The organism is Nonomuraea jiangxiensis, assembly GCF_900099965.1.
GTDB classification, from domain to species: Bacteria; Actinomycetota; Actinomycetes; order Streptosporangiales; family Streptosporangiaceae; genus Nonomuraea; species Nonomuraea jiangxiensis.
Genome location: NZ_FNDJ01000003.1, coordinates 163057 through 182720, shown reverse-complemented (window position 1 = coordinate 182720; position 19664 = coordinate 163057). Strand labels below are relative to the sequence as shown.

Sequence of the window (19664 nt, the reverse complement as noted above, 5' to 3'; positions counted from 1 at the left end):
ACAGCCATGGCAAACCCTCACAAAGGAGTGAGAGCGAAATGCCGCTCGACGAGGCCAAGGATGAGCTGCTCCAAAGAGCCGCCGAGCGTTGCGCTGCGGGCAGCGAACATGTGAGCACCGAGGAGGCCCTGACCTTCCTGCGGTTCTACTACCGGCACGTGGCGCCGGAGGACCTGCTCGACCGCAACCCCGTTGACGTGTACGGCCCCGCGATGTCACAGCGGAAGCTTGCCGAGGTCCGCCCCCAGGGCCGGGCCGTCGTCCGGGCCTACACCCCCTCGCTGGACGAGAACGGCTGGGACCCCGGCCACTCCGTGGTCGAGGTGGTCACCGACGACATGCCCTTCCTGGTCGACTCGGTGACGATGGAGCTCGACCGCCACGGCCTCGGCATCCACCTCGTCGTCCACCCGCAGATGCGGGTACGCCGCGACATGACCGGCCGGATGCTCGGCCGCGGCCAGGAGGACGTCACCGGTCAGATGCTGGTCGAGTCCTGGATGCACCTGGAGATCGACCGGCAGGCCGACCCGGAGCGGCTCAGGGTGATCGAGGCCGACCTGCAGCGGGTGCTCACCGACGTGCGCCACGCCGTCGAGGACTTCAGGAAGATGCGGGCGCTGGCCGTGCAGACGGCCGAGGACCTGAGCGTGAACCCGCCGCCGCTGGAGCCCGCGGAGGTCGAGGACAGCCTCGACCTGCTGCGCTGGCTCGCCGACGGGCACTTCACCTTCCTCGGCTACCGCGAATACCGGCTGGAGCACACCGACGAGGGCGAGACCCTGCGCGCCCTGCCGGGGGCGGCGCTGGGCATCCTGCGCGATGACAAGGTCGGCTCCGACAGCTTCTCCGCCCTGCCCCCCGAGGTGCGTGCCAAGGCGCGGGAAAAGCAGCTCCTGATCATCACCAAGGCCAACTCCAGGGCCACCGTGCACCGGGGCAACTACCTCGACTACATCGGGGTCAAGACGTTCTCGGCCGAGGGCGAGGTGATCGGCGAGCGGCGTTTTCTGGGCCTGTTCACCCACGTGGCCTACAACGAGTCGATCTCCCGGATCCCGGTGCTCCGGCGCAAGCTGGCCGACGTGCTGGAGCGGGCCGGGCTGGCCCCCGACAGCCACGATGGCAAGGACCTGATCGAGATCCTGGAGACGTTCCCGCGCGACGAGCTGTTCCAGACCTCGGTGGACCAGCTCCTGCCGATCGCGATGGGCGTGCTGCGCCTGCGCGAGCGCAAGCAGGTCAAGCTGTTCCTGCGGCGCGACGACTACGGCCGCTACATCTCCTGCCTGATCTACCTGCCGCGCGACCGCTACACCACCAAGGTGCGGCTGAAGATGCAGGAGGTGCTGCTGAAGGCCCTGGGCGGCACGTCCTACGACTACAGCGCGATGATCGGCGAGTCGGTGCTGGCCCGGCTGCACCTGGTGGTGCGGGGCGAGCGGGGCAAGCAGCTTCCGCCGCCGAGCGTGGACGTGGAGGAGCTGGAGGCGCGGCTGGCCGCGATCACCCGCTCCTGGGAGGACGACCTGGCCACCGCGCTGACGGAGATGACCTCGGAGGAGGAGGCGCCCGCGCTGACCAGGCGGTACGCCTCGGCCTTTCCCGAGGGCTACAAGGCGGACTTCCCGCCCAAGGTGGCCGTGGTGGACCTGCGGCGGCTGGAGGAGCTCGTCGCCAACGGTGACGACGACCAGGTGGGCATCAACCTGTACGAGCCTTACGACGCGGCCGACGGGGAGCGGCGGCTCAAGGTCTACAAGATCGGCTCGCCGATCTCGCTGTCCCACGCGCTGCCGCTGATCCAGCGGCTCGGGGTCGAGGTCGTGGACGAGCGGCCTTACGAGGTCGACCGGGACAACGACCCGAGCACCAAGAACGCCTGGATCTACGACTTCGGGCTGCGCTACACGCCGTTCGGCGACGTGGACAGGGACGACTTCAAACAGCTGTTCCAGGACGGGCTCAACGCGTTGTGGAACGGCCGGGTGCAGGCCGACAACTTCAACGCCCTCATCCTGCGGGCCGGGCTGACCTGGGAGCAGGTCGAGATCCTGCGGGTCTACGCCAAATACCTGCGCCAGTCCGCGAGCACGTTCTCGCAGCTCTACATGGAGCGGGTGCTGCTGGGCAACGTACGCCTGGCGCGGCTGCTGGTCCGGCTGTTCGAGGCGCGGCTGGACCCGCGGCGCTCCGAAGAGGTGCGGGTCGATCTCGTGGAGGCGCTCAATGAGGAGATCCTGGGAGCGCTGGACGAGGTGGCCTCGCTGGACGAGGACCGGATCCTGCGGGCCTACCTGGAGATGATCCAGGCGACGTTGCGTACGAACTATTTCCAGAGGGACGAGGACGGGGCGCGGAAGCCGTACATATCTCTCAAGTTCGACCCTGAGGCGATCAGCGTGCTGCCGCTGCCGCGGCCGAAGTACGAGATCTTCGTGTACTCGCCGAGGGTGGAGGGCGTGCACCTGCGCTTCGGGAAGGTTGCCCGAGGTGGTTTGCGGTGGTCTGACCGGATGGAGGATTTCCGTACGGAGATTTTGGGCCTGGTGAAGGCGCAGATGGTGAAAAACACCGTCATCGTGCCTACTGGGTCTAAGGGTGGATTTGTCGTGAAACGTCCGCCTGCGTCCGGAACGCGGGAGGACCTGATGGCCGAGGGCGTGGCGTGCTACCGGACGTTCATCTCCGGGCTGCTCGACCTCACCGACAACCTCGTGGACGGCAAGGTCGTGCCGCCGCCCGACGTGGTCAGGCACGACGGCGACGACACCTACCTCGTGGTCGCCGCCGACAAGGGCACCGCGACCTTCTCCGACATCGCCAACGGCGTGGCCAAGGACTACGGCTTCTGGCTGGGCGACGCCTTCGCCTCCGGCGGCTCGATCGGCTACGACCACAAGGCCATGGGCATCACCGCCCGTGGGGCCTGGGAGTCGGTCAAATACCACTTCCGCACCATGGGCGTGGACGTGCAGACCACCGACTTCACGGTGGCCGGCATCGGCGACATGTCCGGCGACGTGTTCGGCAACGGCATGCTGCTGTCGCGGCACATCCGGCTGGTCGCCGCGTTCGACCACCGGCACATCTTCATCGACCCCACGCCCGACGCCGAACGCTCGTTCGCCGAGCGGCAGCGGCTGTTCGAGCTGCCGCGCAGCTCCTGGGCCGACTACGACACCAAGCTGATCTCCCCCGGCGGCGGCGTATTCCCGCGCACCGCCAAGTCGATCCAGATCACGCCCCAGATGCGCGAGGCGCTCGGCATCCCGGCCAGGATCGTGTCGATGGCCCCGAACGACCTGATCAGCATGATCCTGCGGGCCCCGGTGGACCTGCTGTGGAACGGCGGCATCGGCACCTACGTTAAGGCCGCGAGCGAGTCCAACATCGACGTCGGCGACAAGGCGAACGACGGGCTGCGGGTCAACGCCGACGAGCTGCGCTGCAAGGTCATCGGCGAGGGCGGCAACCTGGGGTTCACGCAGCTCGCCCGGATCGAGTTCGCGCTCAACGGCGGCCTGGTCAACACCGACTTCATCGACAACTCGGCCGGCGTGGACACCTCCGACCACGAGGTGAACATCAAGATCCTGCTGGACCAGGTGGTCCGCGACGGCGAGCTGACCGACAAGCAGCGCAACCAGGTCTTCACCTCGATGACCGACGAGGTGGCCAAGCTGGTGCTGCGCGACAACTACGCCCAGAACGTCGTGCTGGCCGCCGCCCGTACCCAGGCCGTGGAGATGCTCCACATCCACGCCCGCTACCTGCGGCGGCTGGAACGGGACGGGCTGGTCAACCGGGAGCTGGAGTTCCTGCCGTCGGACAAGATCCTGGCCGAACGCCGCCAGGCCAAGCTGGGGCTGTCCGCTCCGGAGTTCTCGGTCCTGCTGGCCTACACCAAGCTGGTGGCCGACGCCGAGCTGCTCAAGTCCGATCTGCCGGACGATCCGTATCTGGCGTCGTGGCTGGTGTCGTACTTCCCGTCGGCGTTGCGGGAGCGGTTCCGGCCGTACATGGACGCCCACCCGCTGCGGCGGGAGATCATCACCACGTGCGTGGTGAACGAGCTGGTCAACTCCGCGGGCACCACGTTCCTGCACCGCTTCGGGGAGGAGACGGGCGCCTCGACGCCCGACGTCGTGCGGGCCTACCTGGTGGCGCGCGAGGTCTTCGACCTGGCCAGCTTCCACCGGGCCGTGGAGTCCCTGGACAACAAGGTCGACACCGCCACCCAGATCGCCATGCTGCTGGAGGGCCGTAAGCTCGCCGAGCGCGGCGCCCGCTGGCTCCTGGTCAACCGCCGCCCGCCGCTGGACCTGGCCGGTTCGGTCGGCTTCTTCGTCAAGGGCGTCAACGGGCTCCTCGCCCACATCCCGAAGCTGCTGACCGGGCCCGACCTGACCGCTTACGAGGAGCGCCGCGACTCGTTCCTGGCCAGGGGGGTCTCGCAGGAGCTGGCCGAGCGGGTGGCCGGGATGGTGCCCGCCTACTCGACGCTGGACCTGGTGGAGATCGCGTCCCTGACGGGGCGCCCGGTGCACGAGGTGGCGGAGGTCTACTTCGACCTCGCCGACCGCCTGCAGCTCGCCCGGCTCCGGGAGCGGATCATCGCCCTGCCGCGGGACAACCGCTGGAACTCGATGGCCCGCTCGGCCCTGCGCGACGACCTCTACGCGGCGCACGCCTCGCTGACCCAGGACGTGCTGGCCCACAGCAAGCCCGGCCTGTCGCCGGAGGAGCGGCTGGCCCGGTGGTCGGAGCAGAACTCGGCGGCCGTCTCCCGGGCCCGGCAGACGCTGTCGGAGATCTGGGAGAGCGACCACTTCGACCTGGCCACCCTCTCGGTCGCCCTGCGCGCCATCCGTACGCTGGTGGCCACCAGCAACCTCCCGCACACGGAGGCGTGACAGGCGCGGGACGCGGGAGCCCCGCGCTACCAGCTCGTGGCCGTCGTCAGGCGCTCGACCAGAGCGGACCTGTCGACGCCGGCCAGGGCGAGGGCGCGGGGCACGGTGCCGATTCGTGAGCGGTGTTGCCCTCGTGGGCCGAGATCGCCAGCAGCAGGTGGTGGGCCTCGACGGAGGCCGCCCCGTCCGCGGCGGCCTCGGCACCGCCCTGTTCGAGGACGGCGTTGAGATAGTGGTCGATCTCGCTCACGTCCGCCTCCTCAGCGTGACGCCGGCGGCGATGAGCCGCTTGGCGTGCTTTTTGTGCACCGCCTGGCGGGTGACCCCGAGCGCCTCGGCGACCTGGGGCCAGCTCCAGCCCGCGCGCATGGCCTGCTCGACGGCGGCGTCCTCCAGCCGGTCGGCCAGGAGCCGCAACGCCGCCACGGCCGCCAGCGCGTCGGCGGGCTCCTGTGGAACGGGAATCTCGTCAGCCGACATGAAGCAACCCTAGTTGACTAATCCAGAAACAGGCAACCTGGGTTGCTACGTGCCGGAGGCCCGCGTCAGGGCGCCGTCATGGGCGATCACGACGGCGGCCGCGGGGGCGGTGAGCGGGGGGACGGCGGTGGCGAACTGGTGGGTCTCGGTCAGTTTGAGCGAGCGCCGCACCACCCGGTCGCTGATCGCCCACCGGGCCTCGTCGGGCACCGGGATGAAGTCGTCCTCGGCCGTCTTGGTGGTCGTGGTGGTGGACCTGGACAGCGAATACTGGATCAGCGCCCCGCCGTTCGCGGTGCGCAGCGCGTAGACGGGGAAGTTGTCGGCGCTGAAGATCGAGTCATAGCTGAACCCGTCGGCCTTGGCCTTCTCCCGGAACGCGGCGATCTGCTCGGCCACCTCCGTCGTGTTGGGCCCGGCGGCGAGCAGGCCCCCCGTGACCCCCGCGGACCCCGTCTCGGCCACGCTGGCGTGCACCGGCCCCATGAACTGCGGGCTGATCGTAATGGTTTTGTCATCGGATGCCACCGGCGTGGCGTAGCCCTCGGCGTCCAGCTCGATCTGCGGCAGCTCCTGGCCGGGCTGGAGCTCGGCGGCGGAGCTGAGCCGCCAGCGGTCGGACTTGGCGAACGTCAGCAGCGTCGGGTGCCCGTCGCGCGGCGCCAGCGCGCTGAACCAGGGCGCCTTCTCCTCCTGGGGGAACCTCGGCACGAACAGCGTCGGCGCCCCCCACCGGTAGCGGTGCGGCGCGTAGCCGGTCGACAGGTAGGCGGCCTCGGTGAGCTGCGCCTGCCCGCCTATCAGCTGGTCCTTGGCCAACCGCAGGCGCCCCTCCAGGGCGGTCCGCACCGCCGCGTCGCCGCTGCGCGCCCGCAGGGCGTCGTCGGTGAGGGTGATCTCGTCGAACACCTGGGCCGCCTCGGACCGGGTGACGGCCGGCGACGTCAGAGTGGGCGAGGGGGTCGGGGAGGTCGCCATCGCCGACTTCGTGGCGGCGGGCCGGCCATCGCCGGAGCAGGCGGTCACCGCGGCCAGTACGCCGACGGCGAGCGCCAGCGCTTTCCGCCGACCGTATGCACGCACCTCGCCATGTTATTCGGGTGGGCGAGGGTCGCGTACCCTTGGGAGACGTGGCAGGCATCGATCCGGCAGAAGAGATCAACGAGCTAGCGGGCACGCTCCGCAGCATCCAGGACGTGCTCGACCTCGACGCTATGCGCAAGCAGATCGAGGGGCTGGAGCAGCAGGTCGCCGCGCCCGACCTCTGGGACGACCCGGAGCAGGCCCAGAAGGTCACCAGCAAGCTCTCGCATCTGCAGGGCGAGCTCAACCGCGTGGAGGGCGTCGCGCGCCGCCTCGACGACCTGAGGGTCCTCTATGAGCTCGCGGCCGAGGAGAGCGACGACGACACGCGCGCCGAGGCCGACAAGGAGCTTGAGACGCTCAAGTCCGACATCGGCGCCATGGAGGTGCGCACCCTGCTCTCGGGCGAATACGACGCCCGGGAGGCGCTGGTCACGATCAACTCCCAGGCGGGCGGCGTCGACGCCGCCGACTGGGCCGAGATGCTGCTGCGCATGTATCTGCGGTGGGCCGAGCGCAAGGGCTACCCGACCGAGGTCTACGACACCTCCTACGCCGAGGAGGCCGGCATCAAGTCGGCCACGTTCACGATCAAGGCGCCCTACGCCTACGGCACGCTACGCGGCGAGCACGGCACCCACCGGCTGGTCCGCATCAGCCCGTTCGACAACCAGGGCCGCCGCCAGACCTCGTTCGCCGGCGTGGACATCGTGCCGGTCGTGGAGCAGACCGACCACATCGACATCAACGAGGACGACCTGCGCGTGGACGTCTACCGCTCGTCGGGTCCCGGCGGCCAGGGCGTCAACACCACCGACTCGGCGGTGCGCATCACGCACCTTCCGACCGGCATCGTGGTCTCCTGCCAGAACGAGCGCTCCCAGCTGCAAAACCGGGCCTCGGCGATGAACGTCCTGCAGGCCAAGCTGCTGGAGGTCAAGCGGCAGGAGGAGGCGGAGAAGATGTCGGAGCTGCGCGGCGCCACCACCACGTCGTGGGGCACGCAGATCCGCAACTACGTCCTGCACCCCTACCAGATCGTCAAGGACCTGCGTACGGGCACGGAGGCCGGCAACCCGACCGCCGTGCTCGACGGCGACCTCGACGAGTTCATCGAGTCGGAGATCCGCTGGATGCGGCGGCAGGACTCAGACCCCGCTTAGCCGCTCGACCAGCAGGGTAACGAAGAGCAGGACGATCAGTAGCAGGGCGATCAGGGCGGGTGACAACCCGGCGAAGCCGTGGTTGTGCATCCGCTCGCGGTTGGCGCGGCATATTGCGCAGCGGCCCTCGATCACGGGGTGGGCGCAGTGCGCGCATACGAGGTGTTCGCAACTCATGTCAGCCCCAAGTCTAGCCGCACAATCGTTTTGTTTCCGTTATGGACGTTCCATGCCAGTCTTCCCTCTAGACTGTCGTCTGGCCAATCGGAACGTCGATCATTGGTAAAGAAGACGCCGCCGATCGGTCGGTGGCGGGAAGTGGGTATGTGCCACCCTCGCTTCCGTCCTGACCCCTAGACTGGCATGCCGTGATGCTCTCGTGATCCATTTCGATAATGTCACCAAGGTCTACGCGAACCAGAACCGTGCCGCCCTGGACCACGTCTCCGTTGACGTGGACAAGGGCGAGTTCGTGTTCCTCGTCGGTCCCTCGGGATCAGGCAAGTCCACGTTCCTGCGCCTGATCCTGAAGGAAGAGCGGCCCAACTCCGGTGCGATCCACGTCGCCGGGAAGGACCTGGCCCGCCTCTCCAACTTCAAGGTGCCTCACCTGCGCCGCCGCATCGGCTGCGTGTTCCAGGACTTCAGGCTGCTCCCGAACAAGAACGTCTACGAGAACGTGGCGTTCGCCCTCGAGGTCATCGGCAAGCCCCGGCGGTTCATCCGCAAGGTGGTGCCCGAGGTCATCGAGCTGGTCGGCCTGGAAGGCAAGGCCCACCGGATGCCCGACGAGCTGTCCGGCGGCGAGCAGCAGCGCGTCGCCATGGCCCGCGCGTTCGTCAACCGGCCGATGATCTTGCTGGCCGACGAGCCCACGGGCAACATCGACCCCGCGACGAGCATCGGCATCATGAAGGTGCTCGACCGCATCAACAGGACTGGCACCACGGTCGTCATGGCCACTCACGACGCGGCCATCGTCGACTCCATGCGCAAGCGTGTCGTGGAGCTGGAGGACGGCAAGATCGTCCGTGACCAGTCGCGTGGCGTTTACGGCCAGGCGTACTGACAGGGAGCTGTAGACAGAACATGCGGGCGAATTTCATCTTCTCCGAGGTCTGGATCGGCCTCCGTCGCAACCTGACCATGACGATCGCGGTGGTCATCACCGTGGCGGTAGGCATGGCGATGCTGGGCGTCGGCTTGATGATCAACGCCCAGGTCGGCATGATGAAGGGCTACTGGGACGACGAGGTCGAGGTCTCGGTCTTCGTCTGTAACCGGGGCACCGCCATCGAGGCGTGCAACGGCAAGGCGATCACCCCCACGCAGCTCAAGGCCCTCGATGCCCACATCAGGGGCACCCAGGGCGTCAAGGATGTGCTCTTCGAGGACCAGACGACCGCGTACAAGAACTTCGCGGAGTCGTTCGCGTCCAACAAGGCGCTCGTGGACGCCACCAAGGTCGAGGACATGCCGCAGTCGTTCCGGATCAAGATCGCCGATCCGGACAACTACCAGTCCGTCATCCAGGCGATGGAGGGCCAGCCAGGTGTCGCGCAGGTGGTCGACCAGCAGGAGCTGATCGCCCCGTTCTTCAACATGCTCGACAAGCTGTCCTTCTCCGCCCTCGCGCTCGCGATCGTGCTGGTGCTGGCGGCGGCACTGCTGATCGGCAACACGGTGCGGCTGTCGGCGTTCAACCGGCGCCGGGAGACCGGCATCATGCGACTGGTGGGCGCGTCCAACCTGTACATCCAGTTGCCGTTCGTCATGGAGGGCGTCATCGCCGGCCTCATCGGCGGCGTGTTCGCGGCGGTCATCCTGATCGTGACCAAGGTCCTGCTGTTCGACGAGCTGACAGGGTTCTTCGTCGCGCAGTCCACGGCTCAGCTGGGCTGGGACGCGGTGGCCTCGACGATCACGATCACCATGGCCATCGGTGTGATCATCTGTGTGCTGGCGTCGTTCGTGACGCTCCGCCGGTACCTCAGGGTCTAGCGGGGTGCTGAAGATCGCCGCCGTCGGTCGCCGGCTCGCTCTCTCCGGTTCCGGTCGCCGGTAAAGTCGAACCATGCCACGTGAGACCGGGCGGAAGGTCATCGCCCAGAACAAGCGGGCCCGGCACGACTACCACGTCGAGGACACCTTCGAGGCGGGTCTCGTGCTGCAGGGCACGGAGGTGAAGTCGCTCCGCGAGGGCCGCGCCTCGCTCGTCGACGGTTACGCCAGCATCGACGGCGACGAAGCGTGGCTGCTCAACGTGCACATCCCCGAATACGCCCAGGGGACGTGGACCAATCACGCGGCTCGCCGCAAGCGCAAGCTGCTGCTGCACCGCAAGGAGATCGACAAGCTCGCGGCCAAGACCAAGGAGGGCGGTCTCACGATCGTGCCGCTGTCGCTCTACTTCAAGGACGGCCGCGCCAAGGTCGAGATCGCCCTGGCGCGCGGCAAGAAAGACTGGGACAAGCGGCAGTCGCTGGCGGAGCAGCAGGCCAAGCGCGAGATGGCCCGGGCCCTGCGTCACCGCAACCGATGAGAGCGGCATGAGACGAGCCCGCCGCAATCTCGCCGCGACCGTCACCCTGGCGCTCGCGTGCAGCACGCTGACCGGCTGCTTCGAGGAGCCGTCCCCGCATGACGCGGTGCGCGACTTCCTCGTGGGCTGGCAGTCCGAGGACTACGACCTGGCCGCGGGCCGCACCGACGGTGACCGGGCCATCGTGCGCCAGGCGTTGTCCGACGCCAAGCTGGAGCTCGACGCGGCCTCGTTCCGTTTCAAGATCCAGCGCATCACCATCAACGGCGAGGACTCTCAGGCGGACTTCCGCGCCGAGGTCGACCTGGGCGAGAACAACCCGCTCTGGGGATACGACGGCGTGCTGCCGCTGCACCTGGTGGACGGCAGATGGAAGGTGCGCTGGTCGCCCTCGGTGCTGCATCCCCAGCTCAAGGAGGGGCAGCGGTTCGCGGTCGACACCGACCCGCAGCCGCGCCGGCCGGTGGTCGACCGGGCCGGCGATCCGCTGCAGAGCGACACCTACCTCTACGTCGCCGGCGTCTATCCGGCTCAGCTGGGCGACCAGGCCGAGGACGTCGTGGCCCGGCTGTCCGACATCACCGGATATGCCCAGGACCGGCTGCTCAGCCGGATCAGGTCGTCACCGCCGGAGAAGTTCGTGCAGCTCGTCACCTTCGGTCGGGCGCGCTACCAGTCGATGCAGTCCAAGCTGGAGGCCATCCCCGGGATCAGGGTCGAGCGGCAGGAGCAGCCCGTCGACCCCGACCCGCCCAAGCAGATCATCGGCACCGTCAGCGCGCTCACGCCGGAGACCGAGCAGAAGCTCGGCGGGCCGCAGCGGGCCGGCGACTCGGTCGGCAGGAGCGGCCTGCAGGCGGCCTACCAGGACTACCTGACCGGCTCCACGCAGACCAAGGTGATCACCCTGGATCTCAAGACCGGCAAGCAGGTCGCCCAGCTCGAGGAGTGGCGGGGGCGGCAGAACGCCGCGGTCAAGACCACGATCGACCGCGGCGTCCAGCAGGCGGCCGAGCGGGCGGTGGCCGACACGGTGACGAGCTCGCTGGTGGCGGTGCAGCGCGACACCGGTGAGGTCCTCGCGGTCGCGACCAAGGGCATGAACCAGGAGACGGACGCGCTCTCCGGCAGGTTCCCGGCGGGGACGGCGTTCTCGATCGTGGCCGCGGACGCGTTGCTCAAGGCCGAGGTGAGCCCCAAGCAGCGGCTGTCCTGCCCGCCGGAGCGCACGGTGGGCGGCGCCAGGTTCGTGCACCCCGAGCAGGCCACCGCGGTGACGCCGTCGGGCACGTTCCAGGAGAACTTCGCCAAGGGGTGCGTCACGGCGCTGGCCTCGCTGGCCCGCCGGGTGACGGCGGACGAGCTGGCCAACAGCGCCAAGGCGTTCGGGGTGGGCCAGCCGTGGCGGTTGCCGCTCAAGTCGTTCAGCGGCTCGCTGCCGCAGCTGTCCAGCGACGCCGACAAGGCCAAGGCCATCGCGGGCCAGAACGTCGAGGTGAGCCCGCTGGGCATGGCGCTGGTGGCCGCGGCGGTGGGCTCGGGCACCTGGCGGCCCCCCGTGCTGGTGACCGACCCCAAGGCGCCCGACCCGGCGGCCGAGGTCGAGCCGATCGTCCAGCCGGATCCGGTGCCCGTCGACGCCGCCGTCCGCAAGACGCTGACGACGATGATGCGGGCCGGCGCGGTCGGCACGCCCGCCCAGGCGGGCCGGGGCAGGGTCTACGGCGTGACGGCGACGGCGGGCGACCAGATGACGTGGTTCGTGGGCTGGCAGGGCGACGTGGCGATCGCGGTGCTGGCGAAAAACCACAACGCCGGGGCGGTCGCGGGCAGCTTCTTCGCGGGCCTGCCCAACTCCCCGTGAAATTGTCGTGACGGCGAGCAACCCTTGCGTGGCGCGGCTGCGTCTTATTGAGTGACTGGGCCCGCTCGGGGGGTTGCGGTCCCAGTCGCCGTGATGAGATCAGGACTTCATCTCGGGGGAAGTCCTGCCGTCCGGACCGGCTCGACCCTGCCGGTCGGCCCCCGGAGGCGCGAGCTGCTGTGCCACGCCTTCGGGGGTTCGGCATCCGGAATTAAGTTGGCGTTGAGGGCGTTGACCCATGTACATTCATGTTGCTCACCTCCACGGGGGTGTGTTGACAACTGCACAGGGGGTGACTGGCTTCGACTTCGACTTTGCAAGCCAGGTGAAGCGGGCCGAGGACTGCGGACATAACCTCGTTAATCCTGTGACCGCAAACTACAAGTGCCAATTCCAAGAGCACTGTGGCGGCCAGGGACTCCCTGGCCCTCGCTGCCTAAGCAGCGAAACCACTGTCAGCCCGGGAGTGCCTTCGGCCCGGTGTCTGGCATCGCTAGAAGGCTCAACCGCTCGACCCGGCCACGGGGGAGAGCGGGAAACCAAACAGTGGCTGGGCCCGTCGGCGACTCGCCTGCGTGATCGCCGGGGCCGAGAAAAGCACAGCAGGCTGCGCCCGGAGAAGCCCTGACTTGGGGTTGAAGGACCCGGGTTCGATTCCCGGCACCTCCACCAGTCCGAAAAGGCTCGGTTCCCTTTATGGGGACCGGGCCTTTTCGCTGTTCAGGAGCGGTTTCGCCGGTGCCGGCGGGTGGGTGTCCGCGGCCGATCGTGCTGACTGCGCGCGATGAGTGCTTTACATGTGGTTAGGTATTGCTTTGACAATTCGCGTGGCGTAATGGGGTTACAGGGTGTCAAGGTACGATTGGCGGCATTCGGGGTTCGCACCCCTGGTGGGCCTCGTGGTGGCGGGTCTGCTCATGGCGGCCGGGGCGGTGGCGGCGCTGCTGCAGTCCGTGGGCTCGACGACGGCTCCGGCGGCGGCCCAGCTCGTGGTCACACTGATCATCGCGGTGTTCGTGACCACCGTTCTGAGGATCGCCAGGGCCGTGCCGGACATCCGGCGGGAGAGCGCCGCGACGGCCCGGGCCGTGACGAACGTCCAGGCGGTGAAGCCGAACGAGGACACGCTGGTGGCGCGGCGGCTCGTGCTGTTCAGGGAGGCGGCCGAGGCGGGCAACGACTGCGAGGCGGTGCTGAGCGCGCGCTCGGCGCTGGACGAGAGCGAGCTGGCCAACAAGCACCATATCGACCACGCGCTCATCTGGGCGCTGCCGGTGTTCGGGTTCATCGGCACCGCGCTGACCATGGCCGCGATGGTCAGCTCGTTCTCCGACGCCCTGGACAGCCAGGGGGACCCCAGCGTGCTGATCAGCGCGCTCAAGCAGCACGTGCTGCCCGAGCTGGCCTCCGCGTTCGGCGTCACCCTGATCGCGCTGTTCCTGAGCGTGCTGGCGTTCGGGGCGATGGCTCTGGTGGAACGGGCTGAGCGGGCCGGCGTGGTGGCCGCGGACGAGGTCTTCCTGATCTACATCGCGCGCCTGCCCGCGAAGCAGGCCGCGCCCGCCATGCACGGGCTCACCCAGGAGCTGGCCCAGTCCAGAGGCAGGACGGAGGAGCTGGTCAAGGGCCTGGACGCGCTGCGTACCGCGGTGGAGCGGCTGAGCGCGGTCGAGAGCCGGCCGCAGCGCTACACGCTGGTGAGGGAGCAGTGAGGCGACGGCCTGTCCGGTCGATCGCGCCGCCGGTCGACCTGCGCTTCATCGACCTGTTCATGTCCATCGTGCTGGCGCTGGCCTTCGTCGCCATCATGCTGACCGTCGTGGCGCGGATGCTGCCGACGGAGAACGCCGCGCCGCCCCCGCGCCAGGAGAAGAGCGTGGCGCAACTTGAGCGGGAGCTGGACGCCGCCGTGCGGGCCCAGCGCGAGGCCGAGACGGAGCTGCGCGACACGCGGGAGCAGATCGCCGACCAGACCGCCTTCGCCCTGCCGTGGTGGCTGATCGGGTTCTGTGCGCTGCTCGGCGTGCTGGCGGTGTTCATGGGCTGGCGGATCCGGTTGTGGAAGCAGGGGAGCCTGCCGCGTTTGGGGAGCTGGCTGCTGGTCACGCTGGTGGTGGCGGTGGTCACAGTGGTGATCAGGTGGTTGAGCGACAGCGACGGCTACCTGCTGCTCGCCGAGATCCCGTGGTGGGCGGCCGACGCCCTGTGCCTCGGGCTGCTACTGGTCGCGTACGTGCTGATCTCCGTGATCCGGGACAGCCACGCCACGCTCGGCGAGATCAGGGCCCGGTCGGCGGACGGATCGCCGCGCCGCCGGGCCGAGAGGACCAAGGCTTGATCTCCGACAGTTGGGCTGAACTTCACTCCTGTCACATCTCGCGCAAATAACGTGACCCGCATCCCTGACTAAGGAGTTGCGATGTTGCGTCGAGCCCTGGGAATCCTGGCCGCGGCCGGAGCCCTGCTGCTGACGGCCGCTCCCGCGCTGGCCGCCGACCGTGCCGAACCGCTGCCCCGTGCCCACGCCCACAACGACTACGAGCACGAGCGCCCGCTCCTGGACGCCCTCGACCGCGGTTTCACCAGCGTCGAGGCCGACATCTACCTGGTGGAGGGCGAGCTGCGGGTCGGCCACGACCCCGAGGACCTGCAGCCGGGCCGCACCCTCCAGTCGCTCTACCTCGACCCGCTGGCGCGGCGGGTCAAGCAGGGGCACGGGCACGTCTACCCGCGTGACCGCCGGCCGCTCCAGCTCCTGGTGGACATCAAGAACAACGGCGCCGCCACGTACACCGAGCTCGACCGGGTGCTCAAGGCGTACCGGAAGATGCTCACCACCTACGCCAAGGGCAGGGTCAAGGACGGCGCGGTGACCGTGGTCGTCAGCGGTGACCGGCCGCGCGACCTCATGGCGGCGCAGGAGCGGCGCTACGCCTTCTACGACGGGCGGATGAGCGACCTGGGGCAGGGCGGCGCGTCGCTGATCCCGCTGATCAGCGACAACTGGACCAACCACTTCACCTGGAACGGCACCGGCGACATGCCGGCCGCCGAGCGGGCCAAGCTGCGCGAGATCGTGGCGACCGCGCACCGCGACGGGCAGCGGGTGCGGTTCTGGGCCACCCCCGACGTGGCCGGGCCGGCCAGGGACGCGATCTGGCGGGAGCTCGTGGCGGCGGACGTGGACCACATCAACACCGACGACCTGGACGGGCTGCGGGAGTTCCTGAGGCGGTACGACACCGAGCGGGCCGCGGCCTGACCGGAGCGATTCGAGCGGGCCGGCCCCTGACCAGGCCGGTCCGAATATTGGTCGCGTATGTCCGTGACGCCGAGTAGGGTCCGAGATCAGACTGGCCGCGGGACTTCGGTACGACTTCCGGAACCCGCCTCTACAGCGATGCTTCGCTGCTCGTGCTTCCATTCCCCGGCCAGTCCCGGACCCCGGGAGCCGCATGGACACCTACGCAGACCTGATCGAATGCGAGGACGTGCTGCTCTTCGCCAACGCGGCGATCACCTCGACCGGCCAGCGCGAGTTTCACGGCTCGGCCGGTGAGCAGCGGCTCTCGCTCGACTTCCTGCACCGCTACATCCAGGGCAACTACCCCGACCTGTACGCCGCCACCCTGGCACTCGACATCAACGACCACAACGCCGCCCTCATCATCGCCAACCTGCTCAAGCAGCCGGGCACGGGTGACGGGCGGCTGATCGCGTGGCGGCTGGCCAGGATGAGCCCGCCCAGGGTCTACCGGCTGTTCCGGGAGCTGCGCCGGGCGGGCGTGAACAACCGGCGCACCAGGGCCATCATCCGCGACTGGCTCGCCGGCCGCCCTGACCTGGCCTTCGACGCGGTGAAATACCGCTCGGCGGTCAAGTCGGCGGTGCGGCACGCGCACCTGACGCTGACGGGCGAGCTGGGCGACTTCCTGTTCGCGCCGTTCAGCCGTACCCGCTACGACACGCCCGTCCTGGAGGCGTGGCGGCGCGCGCACTACGACAAGAGCGCCCTGTACGACCTGCCGTACACCGTCGCCGAAGGCTTCGCGGCCCGCCACGGGATCAGCAGGCCGATCTTCCTCGAACGCGTCGCGCCCCGGCTGACCGGCCTGGAGCGGCTGCGGCTGGCGGAGTCCGCCGGCGCGGCGGGGGTGGCGACCGGGGCCGACCTGGCCGCGATGCCGCTGGTCAGGCTGGCCTCCTACGTCCTGTCGCTGGCCGCGGACGTGCGCACGCGGCGCCGCGCCGAGCTGGTGGGCGCGCTGCGGGCGTCGGCGGCCAGGGCGGCGGGGGCGCGGGCGGGCACCTGGGGGAGCGTGGCGGCGGTGCTGGACGACAGCTTCTCCTCGTTCGGCTCGCCGGTGAAGCGGCGGCGCCCGCTGGCGGTCGCGCTGGCCTGCAACTACCTGCTGGAGGCGCTGGCCGGCGCCTACCGCGGCCTGTGGGTGTCGCGCAGGACCGATCCGCTCCAGGCGCGGGCCTCCGGGCACACGCCGCTCGGTCAGCGGATCCTGGACGCGCTGGACACGAGGCCCGGCATGCTCGTCATCGTCTCCGACGGCTGGGACAACGCGCCGCCCGGGCTGGCGGCCGAGGTGCTGCGCGTCTGGCGGCGCAAACTCGACCCCGGAGGTGAGGTGGGCATCGTGCACATGAACCCGGTCTACGACGCCGACACGTTCGACGTGCGGCGGTTGTCGCCCATGGTGCCCACGGCCGGGATCCGCGACGCCGAGGACCTGCCGGCGCTGGTGGAGCTGGCCAGGTTCGCGGAGGGGCGGACGGGGCTCGCGGAGCTGCGGGCCTACCTGGCCGACCGGGCGGCGCGATGAACGGCCCCACCGGACTCGGGCACTCCGGTCCCGTCCGGCTCGACCTCTCCGGGCTCGACACGCGGCCCGCGCAGACCTGGGGCGCGATGCGGCTGGTGCCGCTCGTACGCCGCGAGCCCATCGAGGACCTGCGGCTGCACGCCGGCCTGTACGACGACGACCCGGCCACCACGGTCCTGTCGGACGCGACCGGCTGCACCACCTACGTGCCGCACGCCTTCGTCGCCACCTGGAGCGACGACGGCACCCCCGTGGCGGCGTACGGCACCCAGCTCGGGCGGCCCCGGCGGCACATGCCCGTCTGGACCCGGCGCAGGATGGCCCGGCACGGGGACAAGAGCCGGCTCAGGTTCCTGCCGCTGCACCTGGCCGTCGAGGGCTTCCTGGCGCTGCACTTCGGCGGCCCGGTGATCGTGTGGGAGGAGTGGTCGCGGCAGGCGGTCGCGCACGGCCTGTCGCCCCGGGCCGAGGACGCCTACCTCGGCATGGAGATTCGCGGGCTGGAGGACGCGCTCAAGGTCTTCGAGATCCACCCGGAGCAGTGCGGGCTGCTGCTGTACACCGGTGACACGCTGGCAGCCGCCTTCGTCGTGCCGCACCCGGAGGACTATCGCGCGCTGCATCCCACGCTCGTCCTGGACCTGTACGGCGAGCTGGTCTACGACTACGCGCTGTTCTACCCGGCCAGGGACTTCCGCGCGACGATCGACGAGGACGCGGTCTCCTCGCTGGCGGACCTGCGGGCCGAGGCCCTGCGCCAGGAGCGGGAGTGGGCGCGGTTCCACGACTCCGTCATGGCCGGCGGGCTGATCCGCGCCCCCGACAAGGTGGAGGAGATCGAGCGGCTGGGCCGGTTCACCCTGAGCCGTTTCCTGCCCGCGTTCGAGCGGAAGAGCGAGAACCACATCGGCGAGACGATCATCGATGAGGAGGGGCAGCTGGCCTACCTGAAGACGTTCCGGCTGTCGGAGGCGCAGAGCCGCCGCGGGCACCTGCTGAGCACGCTGGCCGAGCACGACTGGAGCCTGCCGGCCACCGCCGCCGCCCTGGGGACCGGCCCGGCCGCGCTCGGGCTGCGGCTGGAGCGGGCCGGATTCGGGCACCTGCTACGGCAGGACGTCCTGGACGGTTACCGCAAGGCGCGGGCCGAGCGGCTCAGTGGGCGCAGCCGGCGTACTCGTCCAGCCGGCGCACCATCGCCACCAGCATGAGCGGGAACATCGCCACGTGCGAGACCATCATCAGCCCGCCGGCGTCGATGACCCCCAGCCACAGCAACGGGAACAGCGGCACCACCGGGGCGAACATCACGGCGCACATCTCCAGCGTCGGCGCCCAGCGGTGCCCGCGGATCCGCATCCAGACGGCCATGCCGACGGACATGTTGAACGCCATCACCAGATAGGCGAGCTCCGGTTGCCGGTCATGGGAGACACCGAGCCCGACGGCGTCCTGCAACATGCCGAGCGCGAACATCCCGGCGAACATCGCGACGATCATCTCAACGTAGTGGAGAGCGAACTTGCCCCAGCGGCGGCCGGTGCGCGTGCGTGTCGTGGTCATGCACCGAATGTGTCGGGGCGGAGGCCGCCCGCCAAGGAGAGCGACCCGGAAGGTCCGGAAATTTGGGACCTTCGTCCTACGGACCTAGGGTCGGGGCCATGGAGAAACGCCGGTTCGTCGTCGTGGGCTACGAAGCCGCCGCACTGCTCGACATCGCCTGCGTGGTGTCCGCGCTGGAGACCGCCAACTGGTACGGCGCCCAACCGTATTACGAGCCCCGTCTGGCCACGCCCGGCGGTCACACCATCAACACCGGCACCGCCCTGACCCTCCAGCCGCAGCTGGTCCTGGAGCGGGTCACCGGACCCCTCGACACCCTCCTGGTCTCCGGCGGCATCGGCCACGAGGACGCCGCCGCCAACGCGCTGATCGTCGGCCACGTGCGCAGGCTGGCCCGGGAGAGCCGCCGGGTCGCCTCCGTCTGCACGGGAGCCTACGTCCTGGCCGCCGCCGGGCTGCTGGACGGCAGGCGCGCCACTACCCACTGGCAGGTGGCGCGCACGCTGGCTGAGCGCCACCCCGAGGTCCTGGTCGACGCCGACCCGATCTTCATCAGGGACGGGAACGTCGCCACCTCCGCGGGGGTCACCGCCGCGCTCGACCTCACGCTGGCCTTCGTCGAGGAGGACAACGGCGCCGAGGTGGCCCGCAGCACGGCCAGGGACCTCGTCACCTACCTGCAGCGGCCCGGCAACCAGGCGCAGATGAGCATGTTCGTCGAAGCTCCCGCGCCCGCCGACGGCCTGGTCAGAAAGGTCGTCGACTACATCGGCGGGCACCTGCGCGACGACCTGACCACGCCGATGCTGGCGGCCGAGGCGGGCGTGAGCGAGCGCCACCTGACCCGGCTGTTCCTCAAGCACCTGGGGCTGGCCCCGGGCCGCTACGTCAGGCAGGCCCGCACCGAGGCCGCCGCGCACCTGCTGGCCTCCACCTCGCTGCCGATGGCGGCGGTGGCGGCGCGGTGCGGATTCGGGTCGGCGGAGACGTTACGGCAGGCCTTCATCGACCGGTACGGGATCCCGCCGTCGCACTACCGGCTGACGCAGACGTCAGCAGGAGGGTGATTCGGGAAGATTTCTTGTCCATCGCCGGTCATGCGGCGCTTTCTGGCTACTCTGTCAGCGATGGACGGCGACCGGGTCATTGGCGGATACGTGCTGCGGCGCCTGCTGGGCCAGGGCGGCATGGACGAGGTGCATCTGGCGGCGGCTCCCA

17 protein-coding genes and 1 other RNA gene are annotated in these 19664 nt (G+C 69.5%); 13 read left to right on the top strand and 5 right to left on the bottom strand.

Annotation, left to right across the window (positions count from 1 at the left end; translation table 11 throughout):
• Positions 1 to 38: 38 nt before the first annotated feature.
• On the top strand, positions 39 to 4916 hold the full coding sequence (locus tag BLS95_RS07140) for an NAD-glutamate dehydrogenase (RefSeq protein ID WP_090930087.1): 4878 nt from the start codon (positions 39 to 41) through the stop codon (positions 4914 to 4916).
• A 46-nt stretch (positions 4917 to 4962) separates the two neighbouring features.
• On the opposite strand, the gene BLS95_RS07135 is transcribed toward BLS95_RS07140, so the two are convergent.
• The 3 genes from BLS95_RS07135 to BLS95_RS07125 are packed head-to-tail and all read right to left on the bottom strand — an operon-like array spanning position 4963 to position 6479.
• A complete protein-coding gene (locus tag BLS95_RS07135) occupies positions 4963 to 5166 on the bottom strand; it encodes a hypothetical protein (RefSeq protein WP_176993062.1) in 204 nt (67 codons plus the stop codon).
• Complete coding sequence (locus BLS95_RS07130) at positions 5163 to 5396, bottom strand: hypothetical protein (RefSeq protein WP_090930086.1); 234 nt, start codon at positions 5394 to 5396, stop codon at positions 5163 to 5165. The genes BLS95_RS07135 and BLS95_RS07130 overlap by 4 nt, the downstream gene beginning before the upstream one ends.
• A 45-nt stretch (positions 5397 to 5441) precedes the next feature.
• Positions 5442 to 6479, bottom strand: coding sequence for a DUF8094 domain-containing protein (locus tag BLS95_RS07125; protein ID WP_090930085.1), 1038 nt, complete (start codon positions 6477 to 6479; stop codon positions 5442 to 5444).
• Between the two features lie 47 nt (positions 6480 to 6526).
• On the opposite strand from BLS95_RS07125, the gene prfB reads away from it, so the two are divergent.
• Entirely contained in the window at positions 6527 to 7642 is a 1116-nt protein-coding gene (gene prfB, locus BLS95_RS07120) for a peptide chain release factor 2 (RefSeq protein WP_090930084.1), read from the top strand.
• On the opposite strand, the gene BLS95_RS07115 is transcribed toward prfB, so the two are convergent.
• Positions 7628 to 7819 (bottom strand): hypothetical protein, encoded by a 192-nt coding sequence (locus tag BLS95_RS07115; RefSeq protein WP_090930083.1) that lies wholly within the window; start codon positions 7817 to 7819, stop codon positions 7628 to 7630. The genes prfB and BLS95_RS07115 overlap by 15 nt on opposite strands.
• Before the next feature lie 202 nt (positions 7820 to 8021).
• Here BLS95_RS07115 and ftsE point away from each other — a divergent pair, with 202 nt between their 5' ends.
• The 10 genes from ftsE (at position 8022) to BLS95_RS07065 (ending at position 18094) form a co-directional block, all read left to right on the top strand.
• The gene (gene ftsE / locus BLS95_RS07110) at positions 8022 to 8711 is read left to right on the top strand and encodes a cell division ATP-binding protein FtsE (protein WP_090930082.1); all 690 of its coding nucleotides are present in this window, start codon (positions 8022 to 8024) and stop codon (positions 8709 to 8711) included.
• A 20-nt stretch (positions 8712 to 8731) separates the two neighbouring features.
• Entirely contained in the window at positions 8732 to 9643 is a 912-nt protein-coding gene (gene ftsX, locus BLS95_RS07105) for a permease-like cell division protein FtsX (RefSeq protein WP_090930081.1), read from the top strand.
• A 73-nt stretch (positions 9644 to 9716) separates the two neighbouring features.
• On the top strand, positions 9717 to 10184 hold the full coding sequence (gene smpB, locus BLS95_RS07100) for an SsrA-binding protein SmpB (RefSeq protein ID WP_090930080.1): 468 nt from the start codon (positions 9717 to 9719) through the stop codon (positions 10182 to 10184).
• A gap of 7 nt (positions 10185 to 10191) precedes the next feature.
• The gene (locus BLS95_RS07095) at positions 10192 to 12048 is read left to right on the top strand and encodes a penicillin-binding transpeptidase domain-containing protein (RefSeq protein WP_090930079.1); all 1857 of its coding nucleotides are present in this window, start codon (positions 10192 to 10194) and stop codon (positions 12046 to 12048) included.
• Positions 12049 to 12336: 288 nt separating this feature from the next.
• Positions 12337 to 12720: a transfer-messenger RNA gene (gene ssrA / locus BLS95_RS07090) on the top strand.
• Between the two features lie 176 nt (positions 12721 to 12896).
• Positions 12897 to 13760, top strand: coding sequence for a hypothetical protein (locus BLS95_RS07085; protein WP_143043613.1), 864 nt, complete (start codon positions 12897 to 12899; stop codon positions 13758 to 13760).
• Complete coding sequence (locus BLS95_RS07080; protein WP_090930077.1) at positions 13757 to 14386, top strand: hypothetical protein; 630 nt, start codon at positions 13757 to 13759, stop codon at positions 14384 to 14386. The genes BLS95_RS07085 and BLS95_RS07080 overlap by 4 nt, the downstream gene beginning before the upstream one ends.
• Before the next feature lie 81 nt (positions 14387 to 14467).
• Positions 14468 to 15310 carry a phosphatidylinositol-specific phospholipase C/glycerophosphodiester phosphodiesterase family protein gene (locus BLS95_RS07075; RefSeq protein WP_090930076.1) on the top strand — a complete coding sequence of 281 codons (843 nt, stop codon included), beginning with the start codon at positions 14468 to 14470 and terminating at the stop codon, positions 15308 to 15310.
• 193 nt (positions 15311 to 15503) lie between these two features.
• Positions 15504 to 16883, top strand: coding sequence for a hypothetical protein (locus BLS95_RS07070; RefSeq protein ID WP_090930075.1), 1380 nt, complete (start codon positions 15504 to 15506; stop codon positions 16881 to 16883).
• Positions 16880 to 18094, top strand: a complete 1215-nt coding sequence (locus BLS95_RS07065; RefSeq protein ID WP_090930074.1) for an ARPP-2 domain-containing protein — start codon at positions 16880 to 16882, stop codon at positions 18092 to 18094. Before BLS95_RS07070 ends, BLS95_RS07065 begins: the two co-directional genes overlap by 4 nt.
• Here BLS95_RS07065 and BLS95_RS07060 read toward each other — a convergent pair.
• Entirely contained in the window at positions 18039 to 18446 is a 408-nt protein-coding gene (locus tag BLS95_RS07060; RefSeq protein ID WP_090930073.1) for a hypothetical protein, read from the bottom strand. The two genes, BLS95_RS07065 and BLS95_RS07060, sit on opposite strands and share 56 nt — an antisense overlap.
• A 98-nt stretch (positions 18447 to 18544) precedes the next feature.
• Between BLS95_RS07060 and BLS95_RS07055 the strand changes: the two genes are divergently transcribed.
• Positions 18545 to 19513 (top strand): GlxA family transcriptional regulator, encoded by a 969-nt coding sequence (locus tag BLS95_RS07055; protein ID WP_090930072.1) that lies wholly within the window; start codon positions 18545 to 18547, stop codon positions 19511 to 19513.
• Positions 19514 to 19664 lie beyond the last annotated feature (151 nt).